This is a genomic window from Cellulosilyticum sp. (assembly GCF_982396655.1).
This window is the reverse complement of record NZ_CEVXFV010000023.1, coordinates 39402-57505: the sequence shown is the minus strand read 5'-3', so window position 1 is coordinate 57505 and position 18104 is coordinate 39402. Positions and strand designations below refer to the sequence as shown.

At 35.1% G+C, this 18104-nt stretch carries 19 protein-coding genes; 15 read left to right on the top strand and 4 right to left on the bottom strand.

Annotated elements, in window-relative coordinates; all coding sequences use genetic code 11:
• The first annotated feature begins 79 nt into the window (after positions 1-79).
• The 8 genes from AC1VAQ_RS11390 to AC1VAQ_RS11355 all read left to right on the top strand — a co-directional run bounded on the left by AC1VAQ_RS11390 (position 80) and on the right by AC1VAQ_RS11355 (position 3853).
• Positions 80-760 (top strand): HNH endonuclease family protein, encoded by a 681-nt coding sequence (locus AC1VAQ_RS11390; protein WP_302599665.1) that lies wholly within the window; start codon positions 80-82, stop codon positions 758-760.
• A gap of 14 nt (positions 761-774) precedes the next feature.
• Positions 775-1101: a hypothetical protein gene (locus AC1VAQ_RS11385; RefSeq protein ID WP_302599666.1), complete on the top strand. Its 327-nt coding sequence runs from the start codon at positions 775-777 to the stop codon at positions 1099-1101.
• A gap of 17 nt (positions 1102-1118) precedes the next feature.
• Entirely contained in the window at positions 1119-1334 is a 216-nt protein-coding gene (locus tag AC1VAQ_RS11380) for a hypothetical protein (RefSeq protein ID WP_302599667.1), read from the top strand.
• Positions 1335-1381: 47 nt separating this feature from the next.
• Complete coding sequence (locus AC1VAQ_RS11375) at positions 1382-1687, top strand: hypothetical protein (protein WP_302599668.1); 306 nt, start codon at positions 1382-1384, stop codon at positions 1685-1687.
• 25 nt (positions 1688-1712) lie between these two features.
• Positions 1713-1919: a hypothetical protein gene (locus AC1VAQ_RS11370; protein WP_479903916.1), complete on the top strand. Its 207-nt coding sequence runs from the start codon at positions 1713-1715 to the stop codon at positions 1917-1919.
• A 1-nt stretch (position 1920) separates the two neighbouring features.
• Complete coding sequence (locus AC1VAQ_RS11365) at positions 1921-2046, top strand: hypothetical protein (protein WP_302600345.1); 126 nt, start codon at positions 1921-1923, stop codon at positions 2044-2046.
• A 186-nt stretch (positions 2047-2232) separates the two neighbouring features.
• A complete protein-coding gene (locus tag AC1VAQ_RS11360) occupies positions 2233-3144 on the top strand; it encodes a hypothetical protein (RefSeq protein ID WP_479903915.1) in 912 nt (303 codons plus the stop codon).
• Positions 3145-3415: 271 nt separating this feature from the next.
• On the top strand, positions 3416-3853 hold the full coding sequence (locus tag AC1VAQ_RS11355; protein WP_302598721.1) for a C-GCAxxG-C-C family protein: 438 nt from the start codon (positions 3416-3418) through the stop codon (positions 3851-3853).
• Positions 3854-3919: 66 nt separating this feature from the next.
• Here the strand turns inward: AC1VAQ_RS11355 and AC1VAQ_RS11350 are convergent, their stop codons facing one another.
• Complete coding sequence (locus tag AC1VAQ_RS11350) at positions 3920-5548, bottom strand: hypothetical protein (RefSeq protein WP_302600070.1); 1629 nt, start codon at positions 5546-5548, stop codon at positions 3920-3922.
• 118 nt (positions 5549-5666) lie between these two features.
• Here AC1VAQ_RS11350 and AC1VAQ_RS11345 point away from each other — a divergent pair, with 118 nt between their 5' ends.
• Together AC1VAQ_RS11345 and AC1VAQ_RS11340 are read left to right on the top strand one after the other, a co-directional pair.
• Complete coding sequence (locus AC1VAQ_RS11345) at positions 5667-6053, top strand: winged helix-turn-helix transcriptional regulator (protein ID WP_302600071.1); 387 nt, start codon at positions 5667-5669, stop codon at positions 6051-6053.
• An 80-nt stretch (positions 6054-6133) separates the two neighbouring features.
• On the top strand, positions 6134-6685 hold the full coding sequence (locus AC1VAQ_RS11340; RefSeq protein ID WP_302600069.1) for a cysteine hydrolase family protein: 552 nt from the start codon (positions 6134-6136) through the stop codon (positions 6683-6685).
• A 146-nt stretch (positions 6686-6831) separates the two neighbouring features.
• Here AC1VAQ_RS11340 and AC1VAQ_RS11335 read toward each other — a convergent pair whose 3' ends face one another.
• Complete coding sequence (locus AC1VAQ_RS11335) at positions 6832-7269, bottom strand: threonine/serine exporter family protein (RefSeq protein ID WP_302600068.1); 438 nt, start codon at positions 7267-7269, stop codon at positions 6832-6834.
• Positions 7266-8051, bottom strand: a complete 786-nt coding sequence (locus tag AC1VAQ_RS11330) for a threonine/serine exporter family protein (protein ID WP_302600067.1) — start codon at positions 8049-8051, stop codon at positions 7266-7268. Before AC1VAQ_RS11330 ends, AC1VAQ_RS11335 begins: the two co-directional genes overlap by 4 nt.
• Before the next feature lie 305 nt (positions 8052-8356).
• Here AC1VAQ_RS11330 and iorA point away from each other — a divergent pair, with 305 nt between their 5' ends.
• The 5 genes from iorA to AC1VAQ_RS11305 all read left to right on the top strand — a co-directional run bounded on the left by iorA (position 8357) and on the right by AC1VAQ_RS11305 (position 16474).
• Positions 8357-10084: an indolepyruvate ferredoxin oxidoreductase subunit alpha gene (iorA, locus tag AC1VAQ_RS11325; RefSeq protein ID WP_302600066.1), complete on the top strand. Its 1728-nt coding sequence runs from the start codon at positions 8357-8359 to the stop codon at positions 10082-10084.
• A gap of 1 nt (position 10085) precedes the next feature.
• On the top strand, positions 10086-10667 hold the full coding sequence (locus tag AC1VAQ_RS11320; protein WP_302600065.1) for an indolepyruvate oxidoreductase subunit beta: 582 nt from the start codon (positions 10086-10088) through the stop codon (positions 10665-10667).
• 136 nt (positions 10668-10803) lie between these two features.
• Positions 10804-12039: a serine hydroxymethyltransferase gene (locus AC1VAQ_RS11315; protein ID WP_479903914.1), complete on the top strand. Its 1236-nt coding sequence runs from the start codon at positions 10804-10806 to the stop codon at positions 12037-12039.
• A gap of 474 nt (positions 12040-12513) precedes the next feature.
• Positions 12514-14907 (top strand): glycoside hydrolase family 94 protein, encoded by a 2394-nt coding sequence (locus AC1VAQ_RS11310; protein WP_302600063.1) that lies wholly within the window; start codon positions 12514-12516, stop codon positions 14905-14907.
• Between the two features lie 214 nt (positions 14908-15121).
• Complete coding sequence (locus AC1VAQ_RS11305) at positions 15122-16474, top strand: MATE family efflux transporter (RefSeq protein ID WP_302600314.1); 1353 nt, start codon at positions 15122-15124, stop codon at positions 16472-16474.
• Positions 16475-16926: 452 nt separating this feature from the next.
• Here AC1VAQ_RS11305 and AC1VAQ_RS11300 read toward each other — a convergent pair whose 3' ends face one another.
• Positions 16927-17988, bottom strand: a complete 1062-nt coding sequence (locus AC1VAQ_RS11300) for a cache domain-containing protein (protein ID WP_479903913.1) — start codon at positions 17986-17988, stop codon at positions 16927-16929.
• Positions 17989-18104: the final 116 nt, after the last annotated feature.

Below are 18104 nucleotides of genomic sequence, written 5' to 3'. Positions count from 1 at the left end.
CAGGACTTAAGATATTACAGTAACAGTTTAGGATATTTGCTAGGGCTTAAATAAGCCTTAGCAGTTGGGAGGGTTAGCTATGAAGGAAGTATATTTATTTGACCCAATAACACAAGACAGAAGACTTGTAACAATAAAAAAGGCTGCTGATATACTTGGTGTTAAGGAGTGCACAATATCAAGTATAAAAAGTAAAGGGATTGCAAATAAAGGATTTTATATTTTAGATGATGTTACAAGTAAGACAATAAAACCACTAATACAGATAGGGGATTTACTAGAAGAAGTATGGAGGTTAATCCCTGGATCAAGCGTGGAGGTTAGTAGCAGGGGAAGATATAGAGGTAAGCGTGGGATACTTGTACTAAATGCTAGAAATAACAAGCCAACAATAACGATAAATGTTGATGGTAAAAATATGTCTTTAAGGGCGCATTACTGGGTAGAACAGTTATTTATGGAAGATAAACCGAAAGGTAAGAAAACTGCTCATAAAGATGGAAATAGCTTCAATAACAAGGTTGAGAATCTTATATATGTTTCAAAAGGGTATATAAACAAACAAATAGCCTTATCAAGTACGGCAATACCTGTTTTACAGCTTGACCCAGTTACTCATGAGGTCGTAGAGGAATATGTAAGCATGAGTGAAGCAGCAAGAGCATTATATACAACAAGAGATACGATTTATAGGGCAGTAGTTGAGAAAAGGCAAAGCTTGGGGTTTATATGGGTTAAAGATGTAGAAGTAATTAATTAAATTTGGAGGAGAAAATGGACAATAATAAGCATTTTACAGAAAAGAAATATGTTGTATACAAGAGGCGTGTAGCGTGGCACCAATACTACACAGATAGGGTTGAGGAAGTAGCAAGAGACCTTAGTTATACAAAGGCATTAAACATGGTTAATTTTAAGCTAACAAGATATAACGATGAATTGCCTCTTGATGTTGCTAGACGATTATACTCATATGTTGAGCAAGATGAGTTCGACAAGTACCAAGATGATTTAAAAAAACAGCTTACAATATGTGAATTAGATGCACCAGGTATTAAAGTAAACGAAGATTACTCAGATTTTAATATGGAATGTAACTAAAATAAGCAGGTGATATTATGGGAGATGTAAAACAGGCAAAAGGATATAGAAAGCTTAGTGATCCAGCGAAGAAGTTTTTCGAAATGATGTATAATAAACATATGAAAGTATGTGGGAAAGAGTTAAAAGCTAAGTGGCTACCAGTAAAGGTGACAGAACACAAAGACCACTTAAAAGTATATATGTGTAATGGTGATTGGTTTCATTATTACGCAGATGGTACCTGGGGGTAAAGACTATGGGTATCGGCAATGAAATAAGAATTTGAGAAGGTGAAAGGATGAAGAACTTAAAAGAGCGAATATTAAATGCTTTGAAAGAAAGTGAGTTTATTACACCTAATGAAAGTGCTTTTCAAGATGAAGAATTTAGTAGCGTTATGAACGCTATACAAGAACTTGTTGATGATGAAATACTTATTAAGAGGGAGTGCGAAGGAATTGCTTATGAGTTAAGGAGTAACTTCCCAAAGTGTTTTAAAGATAACATGCCTAGTAATAAGTGTTACGGTGCACCATATACAACGTTGGGGGCAGTACCAAGAAAATGTGTAAAGTGTAGTCATTTTGCATTTGGAAGTAAATAAAATCAGAGTTTGAAAGGAGTAAGCTATGACAATTACTATTGGTTGTACAGTAGGTGTGCAAGATATGTGCAATAAACATTTATACAGAGTTGGTAAGGTAAAAGAAATTATCAGTGAAAACTGCTGTGTAGTTGAAACTAAAGAGATTGAAGATGGTGAAATGGTCTTTTATGATTTCATAGCATACACTACTGAAATTGATTACTGTAAGGGAACAAAAGGGGGAAATTAAAATGAAAGACAACAAAGACATATTAATTCAAATAGCCTTAATGTGGGCAGTGCAATATGAAAAGGGGAATAAAGAAGCATGTGATATGTTAGTGGTATACTATAGAAAAGAGTTAGGAAATGAATAACAAAGGGAAGCGTTTAAATCAAATTGCAATTAAGTGGCACGAACAATATAATATAAGGAAATAATATGATTTGTGATATATTACTTAGTCATTTTAAATGGTTGTTAGAAAATTAGAGGGCATGAAATTTCGCCCTCTTTTCGTTACCCTATTTGGAATCTTGGAGAACCTAGACTTCTTACAATGATGGCTCCAGCCGTATTTGATGAAATTGGCCTTAACTTATGCCGTACAGTATGCTTAAATGAACTTGAAGATGTATGCCGCTGTAATTCAAGGGATTATACGGATATTTTATTTGACGGTTTAAGCAAAGATGACTTAGCAGAAGCAGATAAAATCCAATTACAAGTAGTAGATGTTAACTTTAATTTTGACAATAATAAATGCGATAGATATTCAGAAATCAAACCAGCAAAAGGTAACCCAAACTTAAGCCGTATTACACTTAAAGATGTAGACGTAACATTAGCAGTACAATGTATTAGCGAATGCTGTAAAGTAACAAAGAGTGGTATGATGACAATTAGATATTTAGGCAGTGAAGACAACTGTGGATATGACTCTTGTACAAATCCATCATCAGTTACTTTTGACCTGTACACACCATATGGTGTAGGTTATGAAAAAGATGACCCAGAAGGTTGCTATAAATTAACACCAACTATTAATTATATGGGATATGTTACAAGTACAGATGACGTAGAAAGATGCAGAGAAAACGGTAGCTTTAATGTAAATAATACAATTCAACAAGGTATTTCAGCCCAAGCACTTGCAAAAGTTATTGCTCAAAATGATGACTGCTTTGCTATTGGTTTAACACTTTATGTAAAAGCTATTTACTTTGTACAATACAAGTTCAAACATGAAGGACTTACAGTTCCACCTAAATTAACACCTATTGATGAATCAAGTAACAATAGTTGCTTAGATTTCGTATGCGGTGACTTACTTGAAGCTAGCATTCAACCACTTGAAGTAGGCAAAAATGCAAAGACACTTGGCAGTAACCAGGATAAAGATGACTGCAGTTGTGTAAGCAATAAATGTAATTGCTCAACATGTGGATGCAGTAAAGGCGCTGGAAGTAACTAAATTCAATCCATGGTCAGATGGCACGAAAGTGCTATCTGGCCTTTTTGAGTAATGTGATTATAGATTTTACATTCATAAATTTTAGTTATTCATAGTTTTGAGTCATGTGAAATTATTGAGAGAAACCTATTTACATACATATATATTTCAAGGTTTTAGTTGTTTTCTCTATAAATGAAATTAAAACAAAAGCGTATGAATGAATATTTGGAAAAATGTGATATAATAGAGGCGTTAATATAATGTTTTAAGCAGGAAGGTGGGAAATATAATGGCTGGGAGAGTGGAAGAAGTCATACCATTATTTCAAGGGGGATTTAATTGTTCTCAAATTGTTCTTATGAGTTTTTGTGAAAAATATGGTTTAGATAAAAAGCAAGCATTGAAGCTTGGATGTGGGCTTGGTGGTGGAATGCGCAGCGGAGAAGTATGCGGTGCCGTATCTGGGGCTATATTAGTGATTGGACTTAAGTATGGACAAAGTGATATGAAGGATCAAGCAACAAAAGAAACTTGTTATGCTAAGACCACAGAGTTTATAAACTTATTTAAGGAAAAGAAACAATCTATTATATGTAGAGATTTATTAGGATATGATTTGAGCAAAGAAGGAGAACGGGAAAGCGCGACTAGAGATGAGATATTTAAAAAAGTCTGTCCTGAAATGATTATAAGTGCAATACAATTATTAGAGGAATTAGGGTATTAATTTGCAATGTAAAAAGGAGATATCATGAAATTGATACCTCCTTTTGTTGTGTGTTGTTGTGTGATATTAGCTGGCAGGTTTGAAAGCTAAGTTGTCGAAGTTACTTACATCAAGGGTATCCCCATAAGTTTCATAGCTGATAGTTACTTCATCGCCTACCTCGGTTAAAGTGATTTCTTCTGAGACAGCAGAAGTTGTACTTAAAATATAGTTACCTAAAGTGTCCAGTGTGAAATAGTAGTAAGTTGTCCCCCCTTGAACATCTTGTCCGATACGAGTGACTTTACCTGTTACTTCTTTTACGCCTGAACTAGAACCTAGGTTTACATTATTTCCTTTAGATTTCAGAACTTCTTTATAGCTTTTAAGTGCTTTTTGTTTTGTTTCACCAAGTCCTACAAGACTGTAATCTTCAACTGAAACAAAAGCAACCATTTTAATAAGGCCAGCTTTATCTTTAAGGGAGATGACGTAAGTAGGTGAACCAAGAACATTGTACATAACTGGTGTTGTGGCAGAGTATCCTTTTTCTTGAACTTTACCCTCAGCAGAACGCATAGCTGCTGTTTCTGTAGCACCTGGTTGTTTGTAAAGTTTAGCCTCTTTTGTACGTGTATTTACAAGAATGAAGCCAATAGTAGAATCATCTGAACCAGAAGAAGTGATACCTGTATACCAGTAAGACTTACCGTCGTCGCCATAAACTAGCGAAGTACCAGGTGTCGCTTTAAGTACGCCTTCTTCAGCAATCATGGCATTTAGATAGCCATTTACGTAAGTACCCCAAGAATTGATTTGACTTTCGATGAAATATTCTGGTTGGATACGATCAATCCAGCTAGGTGCATCTTCTATGCTATAGCGATTGATTTCACCTGTAGCAGGATCAACAGTGGCAACGCCTGTAGCATCAGAACCCGCGAAACCTACTTTGTGTTCATATAAAGTTACAATCCAATAAGGTTTCCCTTCATCATTAATTTCAAATGTGAAATCAGTAAGACCAATATTAGCAAATCCATGTGTATAGAGATGACGTGCTAAATCTTGGTGGAGATATGCGTTTGGTTGATATGTAATATTAATTGGCTGTCCGTTAACATCTTGAATGAAACGTACATCTTGTGGGTTGGTAGCAGATACCATGATATAACCATTTGTTCCATTTAAATTAGTCACCCATTTGATGAAATCACGATGCACGATAGGTGCAACCCAGTAAAGTTCACCCTGAATGCTTTGAATATGAAAGTCTCCAAGTTGGGCAACGCTACCAAGCCCAGGAACTTCCCCTAATTTCTTAACGCCTAGGTTTCTAGCGTTAGCTTCATCTACAAGGCGGATATCTTCTACACTGACAGGACTTACGTCTTTGTTAAAGTCACTTTCCACTACATCACCAAGTAAAGTTCTATAACTATTGGCATGGAAGAAAGGTGTACTTGTAACAAAAGGTACGACAAAGATATAAGCAACTAGAAGAGTGGCTAAGCCGAAACATACCTTTGCTGTTTTAGAAAAAGGATTCATGTCTGAGGCTTTAAAATCTAAGTTTAAGAAACCAAATAAAGCAAGGAACATAATCAGTATCACATAGAAAGATGTGAAGTCTGGTTTTAAAACGGGTAGTTGCACATAAGCAAAGATTGCTAGAACAACTAAGGTGAATATAAAAGATAATATTTTCTTTTTCATTAAAGACTCCTTAAAAAATAAATAGTAATGGTAGTGTAGCATATAAATATGAAGAATAAAAGTGGGGTGAAGGGAAGGAGAAAGCGCCATTGGGAGAGAAAGAAAGGAGGAGGTTGAGATTTTAATTCGAGAGGAATATACGTGTCCATTGGAAATTGTGCATGATATTGTGAAGGGGAAATGGAAGACTTTGATTGTTTTTTTGCTAAGGAGGGGGAGAATGGGACTTGCGGAGCTGCGGCGTGGGATTGAGGGGATTTCTGAGAAGATGCTATTGCAGCAGTTGAAGGAATTGAGGGAGTTTGGACTGGTGGAGAAGGAAAGTTTTGAAGGATATCCATTACATGTGGAATATTTTTTGACACCTAGAGGGGAGAAACTTTTGGAAGCTGTGAAAATTATGCAGGAGATTGGCATTGAGTATATGATTGAGCATGGACAGTCTGATGTTTTAGAAAAGAAAGGAATTTGCAGTGACAACCTATACCCACCAAAAAGTAAGTAATTTACCAATATATTTTTAAGCATATAATTTAAGTATAAGGAAGTAAGTTGCTTATACAAATAAAAATAGAGGTGATTCTTATGAAACAGGGATTATTGCTTATTGATATTCAAAATGATTATTTTCCAGGTGGCAAGTATGAACTGGAAGCACCAGAAAAGGCAGCTGAGGAGACTGCAAAAGTATTAAAATATTTTCGTGAAAGAAACTTACCTATTTTTCATATATGTCATATTAATACAAGTCTTAATGCTGCTTTTTTTAAGCCTAACTCAGTTGGAACAGAATTTTTTAAAACAGTAGCACCTAAAGAAAATGAAACAAAAATTATAAAGCATAGTCCAGATAGCTTTTTAAAAACGAACTTAAAGGAAAAGCTGGAAGCAAAAGGCATCACACATTTAGTAGTATGTGGCATGATGACACATATGTGTGTTGATACAACAGTAAGAGCTGCTGCTAAGTATGGTTATGATGTAACATTAATTAGCGATGCATGTGCCACAAGGGATTTAGTGTGGGAGGATGAAGTGATTTCTGCTAAAGAAGTGCAAGGAGCATTCTTAGCTGCATTGGCTAGCGGCTTTGCAAAGGTTATAAAAGCAGAAAAATGGCTTAAAATGCAAGAATGAGATGAGTAGATAGCATAATAGAATGTGATAAAGTAGACTGCTAGATATTTGAGAGATATGAAAAAGAGAAAAAAGATGCCGCCGATCATAATCTAAGTAGATTCAAATCGGCGGCTAGCATTTTTTGTAACCTAAGTTGTAGAGATTTAAATTTTACGTCTCCTTTGTGGTTTACGCCAAAGAAGTGGAAGTAAGGAGACAATCACAATAGCACCAGCAATGACACCAGCTATTTCAAATGTAAGGGTCGCATAGTTAACCGCTTGAGCATAGTTGGAATCTAGAACGGCTGACATTGTACGGTATAGCCCAAGTCCTGGAACTAAAGGGATAATCCCTGCAATTAAAAAAACTGTAACAGGTGTCTTGCGTCTTCGAGATAAAACATAGGAAAGTTGTGTAACAAGTAAACTTGCTAAAAAAGTAGCAAGTACATCTGTAAGACCTATCTTCATACCAACTAAATAAATAAACCAGCCTAGGGCCCCAACTGTTCCACATATTAAAAGGTGCTTTCTTTGTACGTGAAATACTATGGAAAAACCAATAGTAGAAATAAATGCACTAAATACGCTAATAATCATAAGAGCCCCCCTAACCAGTAACTTAGACCAAGTGATACACCCACACCGGAAGCAATAGCAACGGCTACTAGAAGCGCCTCTACTCCTCTTGAAATACCAGAAAGAAGTTCATCACCAATTGCATCACGAACAGCAGTAGTGAAAGCTACCCCTGGTAAAAGCGGCATAATACAACCAATTACCATAGATTCAACATTGACTTTATCCATAAAAAGAAAGTGGCAAAGGCTTACAGCAAACCCAATAAATATAGAACATAAGAATAAGTTAAAGAAATTAACGAGTCCTTTTTTTCCTAAAAGAGATTGTAAAAATCCGACGCCAGCGCCTACGAAAAATGAGAGGAAGAAGTCTAGAAGATTTCCTTTAAACATAATAGAGAAGAAAGCACAGCTGACGCCAATCCAAAAGATAACGGTTTGAGATGAATAACAGCTAGGCATATTTTTAAGTTCTTCCAAGCGAGCTTCCGCAGTAGGAAGGTCTAACTTTCCATCAACATAATCTCTTGAGAGTTGATTTATAAGTTCAATTCTATCAAGACGTGTACTTCTGTGTTTGACACGAACAACTTTTGTAATCATAGCAAAGGAATCATCATTAATGGTGACCATAATGCCTGTTGGAATAACAAAAGTGTCAACATTTCTATATTTATGTACCTCTAGAATACGGGTAATAGTATCTTCTACGCGATAAGTTTCGGCGCCACTTTTTAACATGAATTCCCCTGTGTAGACAGCGAAGTTTAAAATGCGTTCGTGAAGATGAAATTCAGGCACTTTTATTCCTCCTTTTGTAAGATGTTTTGTTTAAAAATTTACTTCATTACTCTATGTAGAGTATATGCAATTTAAGAAAAATTACTTGTAAAAAGCATAAGTAATCTTATGATTAAAAAACAGTATACACGTCTTAAAAATGAGTGTAAAGCTATAGCCTAGATGTGCCAAAAATATTTAAAAAACTACATTTATATATAAAAGCTTGAAATATACAGAATAATGATGATATGATATGTATAAATTGCATTAGAAAGTCAAAACCAGCTTTAAACAAATAACCAAGGAAATGAGGGAGATATAAGATGAAAAAGTTGATGCTTGGAAATGAAGCGATTGCTCGCGGCGTTTATGAAGCAGGTGCAACGGTTGCTGTAGCTTATCCAGGAACACCAAGTACTGAGATTACAGAGTTCATTGCAAAATATGAAGATATCTATGCAGAATGGGCACCGAATGAAAAGGTGGCTATGGAAGTAGCTATTGGAAGTAGTATTGCAGGTGCAAGATCTGTTGTAGCTATGAAGCATGTTGGCTTAAATGTTGCAGCAGATCCCCTTTTTACAGCTGCTTACACAGGGGTAAATGGTGGTCTTGTGGCTTTTGTAGCAGATGATCCTGGTATGCATAGTTCACAAAATGAACAAGATACAAGAATGATTGCAAGAGCAGCAAATGTTCCAGTAATCGAGCCATCTAACAGTACAGAGTGTAAAGAGTATGTAAAAAAAGCAATGGCAATTAGTGAAGCTTATGATACGCCAGTTATCTTAAGACTTACAACAAGAGTTGCGCATTCACAAAGTATCGTAGAGCTTGGTGAAAAAGAGGCTTATACACTTAAACCATATGAAAAAAATATTAAAAAATACGTTATGACACCAGCGAATGCTAAGCCAAGACATATTGTCGTAGAAGAACGTATGAATAGATTAAGTCAAGATGCAGAAAAGTTAGGTCTTTTTAGCATTGAAAAGACAGATAGTAAAATTGGTATTATCACAAGTGGTATTTGTTATCAATATGTAAAGGAAACAGGTATTAAAGCTAATATTATGAAGCTTGCAATGCTAAATCCACTGCCAATTGAAGCGATTAAACAATTTGCAGAAGGCTTAGATGAAATTTACATAGTAGAAGAATTAGAGCCAGTTATTGAAGAACAAGTAAAAGCAGCAGGCATTAAGGCTAAAGGTAAAGAAATTTTTGGCAGACAAGGTGAAATCACTGTAAGACAACTTAAAACAGCATTTGGTATGGATGTGCCAAGCTTTAGAGAAGCAGAAAAGTTACCTGTTAGGCCACCCGTACTTTGTCCTGGATGTCCACATAGAAGCGTTTATACAGTTATAAATAAACTTAAACTTACTGTAACAGGTGATATCGGCTGTTATACATTAGGGGCAGCTCCTCCACATGGCGCTATTGATACTTGTGTATGTATGGGGGCAAGTATTGGCATGGCTCACGGTATGGAAAAAGCAAGAGGTACAGAATTTACTAAAAATGTAGTCGGAATTATCGGAGATTCTACATTTATTCATTCAGGAATTACAGGACTTGTAGATATCGTGTATAATAAAGGTGTTTCAACAATTATTATCGCAGATAATTCCATTACAGGGATGACTGGTCATCAGCAAAACCCGGGTACAGGCAAAACTTTAAAAGGTGAACAAACTTATGCCTTAGATCTCCCAACACTTTGCAAGGCAGTAGGTATTGAAAATGTAGTTACTGTGAACGCCTATGATATGAAAGCTGTAGAAAAGGCCCTTAGAGAAGAAACAGCTAAAGAGGAACCATCTGTTATTATAACAAAAGCACCATGTAAACTAATTATTAAAGAAAAATGGCCAGTACACAATGTAGACCATGATAAATGTGTAGGCTGTGGTGCTTGTTTAAAACTTGGTTGTCCAGCTATTCAAAAAGGAGATAAGAAAGTAACAATCAATACAGCTTTATGTGCAGGCTGTGGTGTATGTGCAACAGTCTGTCCAAAAGGTGCCATTAGCAAGGGGGTAAACTAAGATGACTAAAAATATATTAATCGTAGGTGTAGGTGGTCAAGGAACCCTTTTAACAGGACGTATCATTGGAAACTATGCCTTATCTAAGAATTATGATGTAAAAATGTCAGAAGTACATGGTATGTCACAACGTGGCGGAAGTGTTGTCATGCAAGTAAAATATGGTGAAGCTGTACATTCACCCCTTGTAGAGCTTGGAGAAGCGGATATCATCTTTGCTTTTGAAAAGTTAGAGGCCTTAAGATATTTACCTTTCTTAAAAGAAGATGGTGTACTCATTGTAAATACACAAGAAATCGATCCAATGCCAGTTGTTATGGGTGTAGAACCATATCCAGCTCATATTGAAGAAACACTTAAAGCAAGTTGCAAAAATATTTGTTTAATGGATGCCTTATCTATAGCAGAGGAGTTAGGTAGCGTCAGAGTGGTCAATATGATTATGATAGGAGCTTATGCAGCTTATGTTGGAGATCTACTTGAAGAGTGGGAAGAACTTGTAGAGAAAACTGTACCACCACATACTATTGAAATGAACAAAGAAGCTGTAAGAAGAGGATATGCAGCATATTTGAACAAATAGAGGTATAGCTACAGTAAAAACATGTCATATTAAGGAAATAGGTATGAGAAAAGCATGTTGTGTAATAAACATAAGTATTAAAAAATAAATTAGAAAATAAATCAAAAAATAAATTGAAAAATCATGGGAGGCTTAAATGTATTCATTAGACGAGTTAAAAAATGTAGATCCAGAAATGGCAGAACTTATTGTAGAGGAAACAAATAGACAAAATAATAAAATTGAACTTATTGCTTCAGAAAACTTTGTATCAAAAGCTGTAATGGCAGCTATGGGAAGCACACTTACCAATAAATATGCAGAAGGTTACCCAGGCAAACGTTACTATGGTGGATGCGAAGTTGTTGATAAAGTAGAAGATTTAGCAAGAGACCGTGCTTGTAAGCTTTTTGGAGCTGAACATGCTAACGTACAACCAAACTCAGGTTCACAAGCTAACCAAGCAGTATTCTTTGCTGTACTTAAACCAGAAGATACTGTAATGGGGATGAACCTTAGCCATGGTGGCCACTTAACACATGGTAGCCCTGTTAATATTTCTGGTAAACACTACAATATCGTATCTTATGAAGTAGATAGAGAAACAGAGACAATCGATTATGATGTTGTTAGAAGTCTTGCAATCACACATAAACCTAAAATGATTATTGCAGGTGCAAGTAACTATTCTCGTATTATTGACTTTAAGAAATTTAGAGAGATTGCAGATGAAGTTGGCGCATACCTTATGGTAGATATGGCACATATTGCAGGACTTGTAGCTGCAGGACTTCACCCAAGCCCAGTACCATATGCACACTTTGTAACAACTACAACACATAAAACACTTAGAGGACCTCGTGGTGGTATGATTCTTTGCTCAAAAGAATTTGCACCAATTATTGATAAAGCAATTTTCCCTGGTATTCAAGGTGGCCCATTAATGCACGTAATTGCTGCAAAAGCTGTAAGCTTTAAAGAAGCACTTGAACCAGAATTTAAAGCTTATCAAGAACAAATTATCAAAAATGCACAAGCACTTGCAAATGGCTTAATGAATAGAGGATTACGTATCGTATCTGGTGGAACAGATAATCACGTTATGAGCTTAGATGTAAGAAGCCTTAATGTAACAGGTAAAGAAGCAGAACATATGCTTGATGAAATTGGTGTAACATGTAATAAAAATACAATTCCATTTGATCCAGCTTCTCCATTTGTAACAAGTGGTGTAAGACTTGGAACACCTGCTGTCACAACAAGAGGTATGGTCGAATCAGATATGGATGAAATTGCAGAAATTATATTCCTTACACTTTCTAACTTTGAAGCAAACAAAGAAGAATGTACAAAACGTGTGGCGGCTTTACTTGCTAAATATCCACTTTACTAGAAGGAAATAGAGTAAAGATTTTATTAAAACAATCTTAATGAATATGAAGAGGCTATCACTAAAATTATTTATAACTTTAGTGGTAGTCTTTTTTTTGTTTTGAAAAATAGTTGATTTACTATGAAAAATTCGTAAAGGGATATTTTTTGTCTAATTTTACTAATAAAATTAGTTATTTTTAAGTTAGCCATAGATTAAAAATAAAATTTTTAAGTTATATCTATTGATATATTGTGAAAATAATAATAAAATAAAGAAAATAAAATATATTATTTCGCATTGCTAAAAACTATAGAGAAACCAAGTAAAAATTTGAAATATACATCTAGGTAAATGGGTTTCTCTCAATGATTTCACATTACTAAAACTATGAATAACTAAATTTTATAAATGTGAAATCTATATGAATAACTAAAATTGATAAATGTGAAATCTATAGTAAGTTAAAAGTCAATAAACTAATGGAGGTTGATTATGAATTACGGTTTCTTTGATGAAAAAAACAGAGAGTATGTTATTACTAATCCTAACACGCCAGCACCTTGGGCAAATTATTTAGGCTCACCTGAGTATGGTGCAATTGTATCTCATAATGCTGGTGGTTATAGTTTCGTAAAAAGTGGTGCTAATGGCCGTATCTTACGTTATATCTTTAATCAAGAAGATAAGCCAGGCCGCTACATTTATTTAAGAGATGATGACACAAATGATTACTGGTCAGCATCTTGGCAACCAGTAGGTAAAAGTCTTGATGTTTATAAAAGTGAGTGCCATCATGGAACAGCTTATACAAATATTAAAGCTGATTATGTAGGTATTCATTCAGAAGCTTTATACTATGTACCTCTTAACAAAACTTATGAAGTATGGCGTGTGAAAGTGACGAATACAAGTGATAAACCTAGAAATCTTTCTGTATTTGGTTATGCCGAATTTACTAATGAAAACAACTATGAAAATGACCAAGTTAACTTACAATATACTTTATTTATTACACGTACATATTTTAAAGGTAATAAAATCCTTCAAACAATTAATGAAAACTGTCACAAAGATTGCAATGGTAGCAACCACAATGAACGTTTCTTAGGCCTCGTGGGTTCACCAGTTGCTTCTTATAATGGTGATAAAGCAAGTTTTATTGGACGTTATCGTAGCTATGGCAATCCTATTGCTGTAGAAAAAGGTGAATGTGACAATACACTTAACTATAACAGCAATGGCTGTGGTGCCCTTCAAACTAAAATGACATTAGCACCAGGAGAAACAAAAGAAATCGCTTTTGTACTTGGTCAAAAAAATGATGAAGAAGCTAATGAGATTTTAGCAAGTTATGAAAACTTGGGTACAGTGGACAAAGAATTAGAAGAACTTAAAGCTTATTGGCATGGTAAACTTAGCAACCTTGTTGTTAAGACGCCAAGTAGTGAGTTTAACAATATGGTTAATACATGGAATGCCTATCAATGTTTCATTACATTTATCTGGTCAAGAGCTGCATCTTTCATTTACTGTGGCCTTAGAAATGGTTACGGTTACCGTGACACAGTTCAAGATATTCAAGGGATCATTCATCTTGACCCAGCCATGGCAAAAGAAAAAATTAAATTTATGTTATCTGCACAAGTTGATAATGGTGGTGGATTACCACTTGTTAAATTTAATCATAATGCCGGGCATGAAGATACACCAGATGATATGTCGTATGTACAAGCAACAGGTCACCCTGCATATCGCGCAGATGATGCCTTATGGTTATTCCCAACTATATTAAAATATATTGGTGAATCAGGAGATAAAGACTTTATCAAAGAAGTCATTCCTTATGCAAATAAAGATGAGGGCACAGTTTATGACCATCTAAAACGTGCAATTAATTTCTCTATGGAACGCCTTGGTAGCCATCATATGCCAGCGGGTTTGCATGCTGACTGGAATGACTGCTTAAGACTTGGTAAAAAAGGTGAATCTACATTCGTAGCTTTTCAGCTTTATTATGCAATGAGTGTGCTTCGTGACTTTGCGAAGGATTTAAATGATACAGAGTATATTGCATACTTAGATGAAGTTCAAAAAGTGCTGGGTGATACAATTCAAGATAACTGTTGGGAAGATGACCGTTTCATCCGTGGTTTCAAAGAAGATGGAGAAGTTATTGGTTCTAAAAAGGACTTAGAAGCGAGTATGTGGCTTAATCCACAATCTTGGGCTGTTATCAGTGGCCTTGCTACAAAAGAACAAGCAGAAAAAGCACTTGAATCAGTACATAGAGAGCTAAATACACCATTTGGTGTACGTGTTATGGCGCCATCTTATAAAGAACATGCTTTTGATGGTGCATTAGCGCTTCTTTTCAATGGTTCAACAAAAGAAAATGGTGGAATCTTCTCACAACCACAAGGTTGGATTATTTTAGCTGAATCTTTAATGGAACATGGTAATCGTGCATTTGAATATTTCATGGAAAGTGCACCAGCAGCGCAAAACGACAATGCGGATGTACGTGTTCTTGAACCATATGTACATGGTCAATTTACAGAAAGCACAGAAAGCCCATTTGAAGGTCGTTCACATGTTCACTGGCTTACAGGTACAGCATCTACTGTTATGGTAGGATGCGTAGAAGGTATATTAGGCCTTCGCCCTGACCTTAATGGACTTAAAATTGCACCAGCTATTCCAAGTGATTGGAAAGGATTCACAATGGATAAAGTTTTCCGTGGTAAAAAACTTCATATCATAGTTAATAATCCAAATGGTGCAGAAGGTGGCGTAAAAGCTTGCTACTTAAATGGTGAAAAATTAGAGAGCAATTACATTTTAGCTAGTAAATTAAATGATGAAAATGAAATTACAATAGAGATGTAAGCATTTTAAAAATAAAAAGAATTAAATTATAAAAAGGCGTAGACTATAAGAGAAATCATATAGGCTGCGCCTTTTTAAAGTTGTATTAAAAGATGCGACAAAGTAACACGGTAAATAGAAGTCTAAATAATTTATTGTTTTACAACTTGTAGAATGATTGCTAATATATACTCATGAAGAAAATTTAAACTATTAAAGCAGAAGAGGTTGATTTATGCGTAAAATGACAGAAGGAAATATTGCAAGACATTTACTTACATATGCGATTCCATTGATATTAGGAAATTTTTTTCAACTGACGTATAATGCAGTAGATTCTATCATTATTGGAAAATATGCTGGAGAGGAAGCGTTAGCAGCTGTTGGGGCAGCAAATCCAGTGATGACGATTATGATATTGGGCGTATCAGGGATTGGCATTGGCGCCTCTGTATTAATGAGTAAGTTTTATGGAGCGGATGATATTGTAAATTTGAAACGGGAAGTGTCGACAACCATTGTTTTTGGTGGGATTTGTTCTTTCGTTGTATTTTTAGTAGGGATGGCTTTATCAGGACATATTTTGAAACTGATGAATGTGCCGGCTGAAATTATGGGGATTGCCAATACGTATCTAAGGATTATATTTATAGGTTTTTTATTTACATTTCAATATAATGTCATGTCGGCGGCGCTTAGAAGTGTTGGTGATTCTAAGACACCAGTTAAGTTTCTAGCCATAGCCTCAGTTCTGAATGCCGGACTTGATATATTATTTATATATGGTTTACATATGGGAGTTGTGGGTGCAGGATTGGCAACAGTTATAGCTGAAGGTGTATCAGCTATTTTATGCTTCGGTTATGTATATATGAAAGTGCCAGAGTTACAGATTAAGCCATCAGAATTCATTATAGATAAGAAATTATTGCGTGAAACTATTCAGAGTGGTTCTATAACAGCATTGCAGCAATCTTGTCAGCCAATTGGCAAGGTCTTTATTCAAAGTGTCATTAATACACAAGGAATTAGTGCTATTGCAGCCTTTAATGCAGTAAATAGGGTGGATGATTTCGCCTGTATTCCAGAGCAAAGCATATCACATGGCATGATGACGTGTATTGCGCAGAATAAAGGTGCGGGGAATGAGGATAGGATTAGGGAAACTTTAAGAGTAGGGCTTATGTTAGAAGCATGCTATTGGGTACTTATCTGTATGGCTACATTGCTCTTAAAAACTTCTATTATGAAGCTGTTTGCTTCAGAGAAAAGTGCAGAGATGATAACTATTGGTGTGCAGTATTTGACGATTATGGCATTCTTTTATTTGTTACCTGGTTTTACAAATGGGATGCAAGGTTATTTTCGTGGTATTGGAAAGATGAGAGTGACCTTAATAGGGACATTGATTCAAATTTCCATAAGAGTGATAGTTGTCTTTGGATTAGTACCAAGGATTGGACTAAATGGTGCAGCGTATGCTTGCTTGATAGGCTGGAGTTGTATGCTTCTTTATGAAGGGGGATATTATGTGATGTTAATGAAAGCTGAGAAAGCAAATAAAGCCGTTTTACAAGCTGAAAAATAAATGTAGTTAAAGGTAGATGCTAATTTAAAGACCTTGAAATTGCCTATACCTAGCAATAGGTATGAAGTCGCTGCAAATGGCTAGTTGTAGAAAGTTATAAAGGCGGTTTATGTAGATTAAGTCTAGTAAGTGGTCTTATGGAGAGCACCTAAATCTCTTCTATACGTATAATCTTGATATAAAATTGGTATAAGCCGCATATAAAATAATATCTATCTCTTATAAAGAAGGTGTTAAAAGTGAGAATCATAGTAACATTTATAGTTTTTGCTATACTTGTAGTCGTTTTACTTTTTGCACTCAGTTTTCTAATTGATTTTATCGGATGGCTTTTTACAAGAGATAAGCATAAATAAAAAGGTGGTGGTGCAAAAGCACCGCCGCCTTTTTGTGAGTTAAGAGACATACTAACGTTTTAGACAGACGCAGTCTTTGGGGCCTAATTTAAGATATTATATATCCTCGGAAGGGGTTGTGCGTGAAGTCATTTTTCCAAATAAATCAGATATATCTTTTAAGTCACAATCTGACTCTAGAGACTGGCTAGTGGCGCCAAAGGCTTGATTATAATCATGCAAATGCCATGTATCAGGCGGTGTTTTCTTATGTAATATTTTTTTTGTTGCAAAGATCATTAAACTGCAAGAGATTAAAAGCAGTAAGATGAATATAGCAGCAAATATTGGAATGACTTGAGAAATAGGTCCCAATAATTCTGATTTTAAAAGGAGTGACATGATAAACCAATTGGTATAAGGAACTTGAACAATACTGCTGACATAAATATTATTGTCGATGGATAGTTCAAGGCTAGTTAATGTATCTTTGGTAAGTATGTCAAGTGTATCTAACTGAAAAATATTTAAATCAGACATGAATTTAAGTACATTTTCAGGACTCTTGCTATCTGCTAAGATTAGTCCAGTAACATCAAATAACATAAAGAACCCAGTATCACTAATAGTTATTTTTGTAGATAATAATTCGCTCAGATAAGTCTGTGAAACATCTATACCAATAATGCCCAATATATCTCCATCAGGATTATAAACAGGCGATATATGACTAATAATAGCATTATTTCTCGTGTCTAGATGAGGTGGTGATTTAAAAACGTTATTACCTGTAGACTGAAAATAGGTAATAAGCGTATTTAATGTAGTTTTATAGGGACTATCTAGATCTGAAATAGGCCACTGAACCTGAGTGCCATCTGGAGTTAAAAAATAAACTGATTGAATTCCGGAATGATTAGTAGCATATTGGGTCAATAAGTAGTAGATGGATTGATTTAATTCAGGAGAGGATTTACTGCTATGTGATGTGAGTGAAGGATGGTTTGCAAATAAATCAAGATCTTCATTAATTCGAAAGTAAAATTTACTGATGGATTGAGCAACTAGGGCCATTTGTTCGGAAGAGTTTACTATGTAATCAGAAGTAAGTCTCTTTTCTATAATTTTAGTGCTTGTTATTAGGAACACAAGACTGATTGTTATCAATAAAGCTATCATAAACGCTAAGAAGGTAGTTGTTATTGATTTGAGGTTCATACCAGTAGTCCTTTCTGATGTAATATATAAATGATTGCATATCATCCCAAAACAATGGATGGTTAAAATCTATGAAT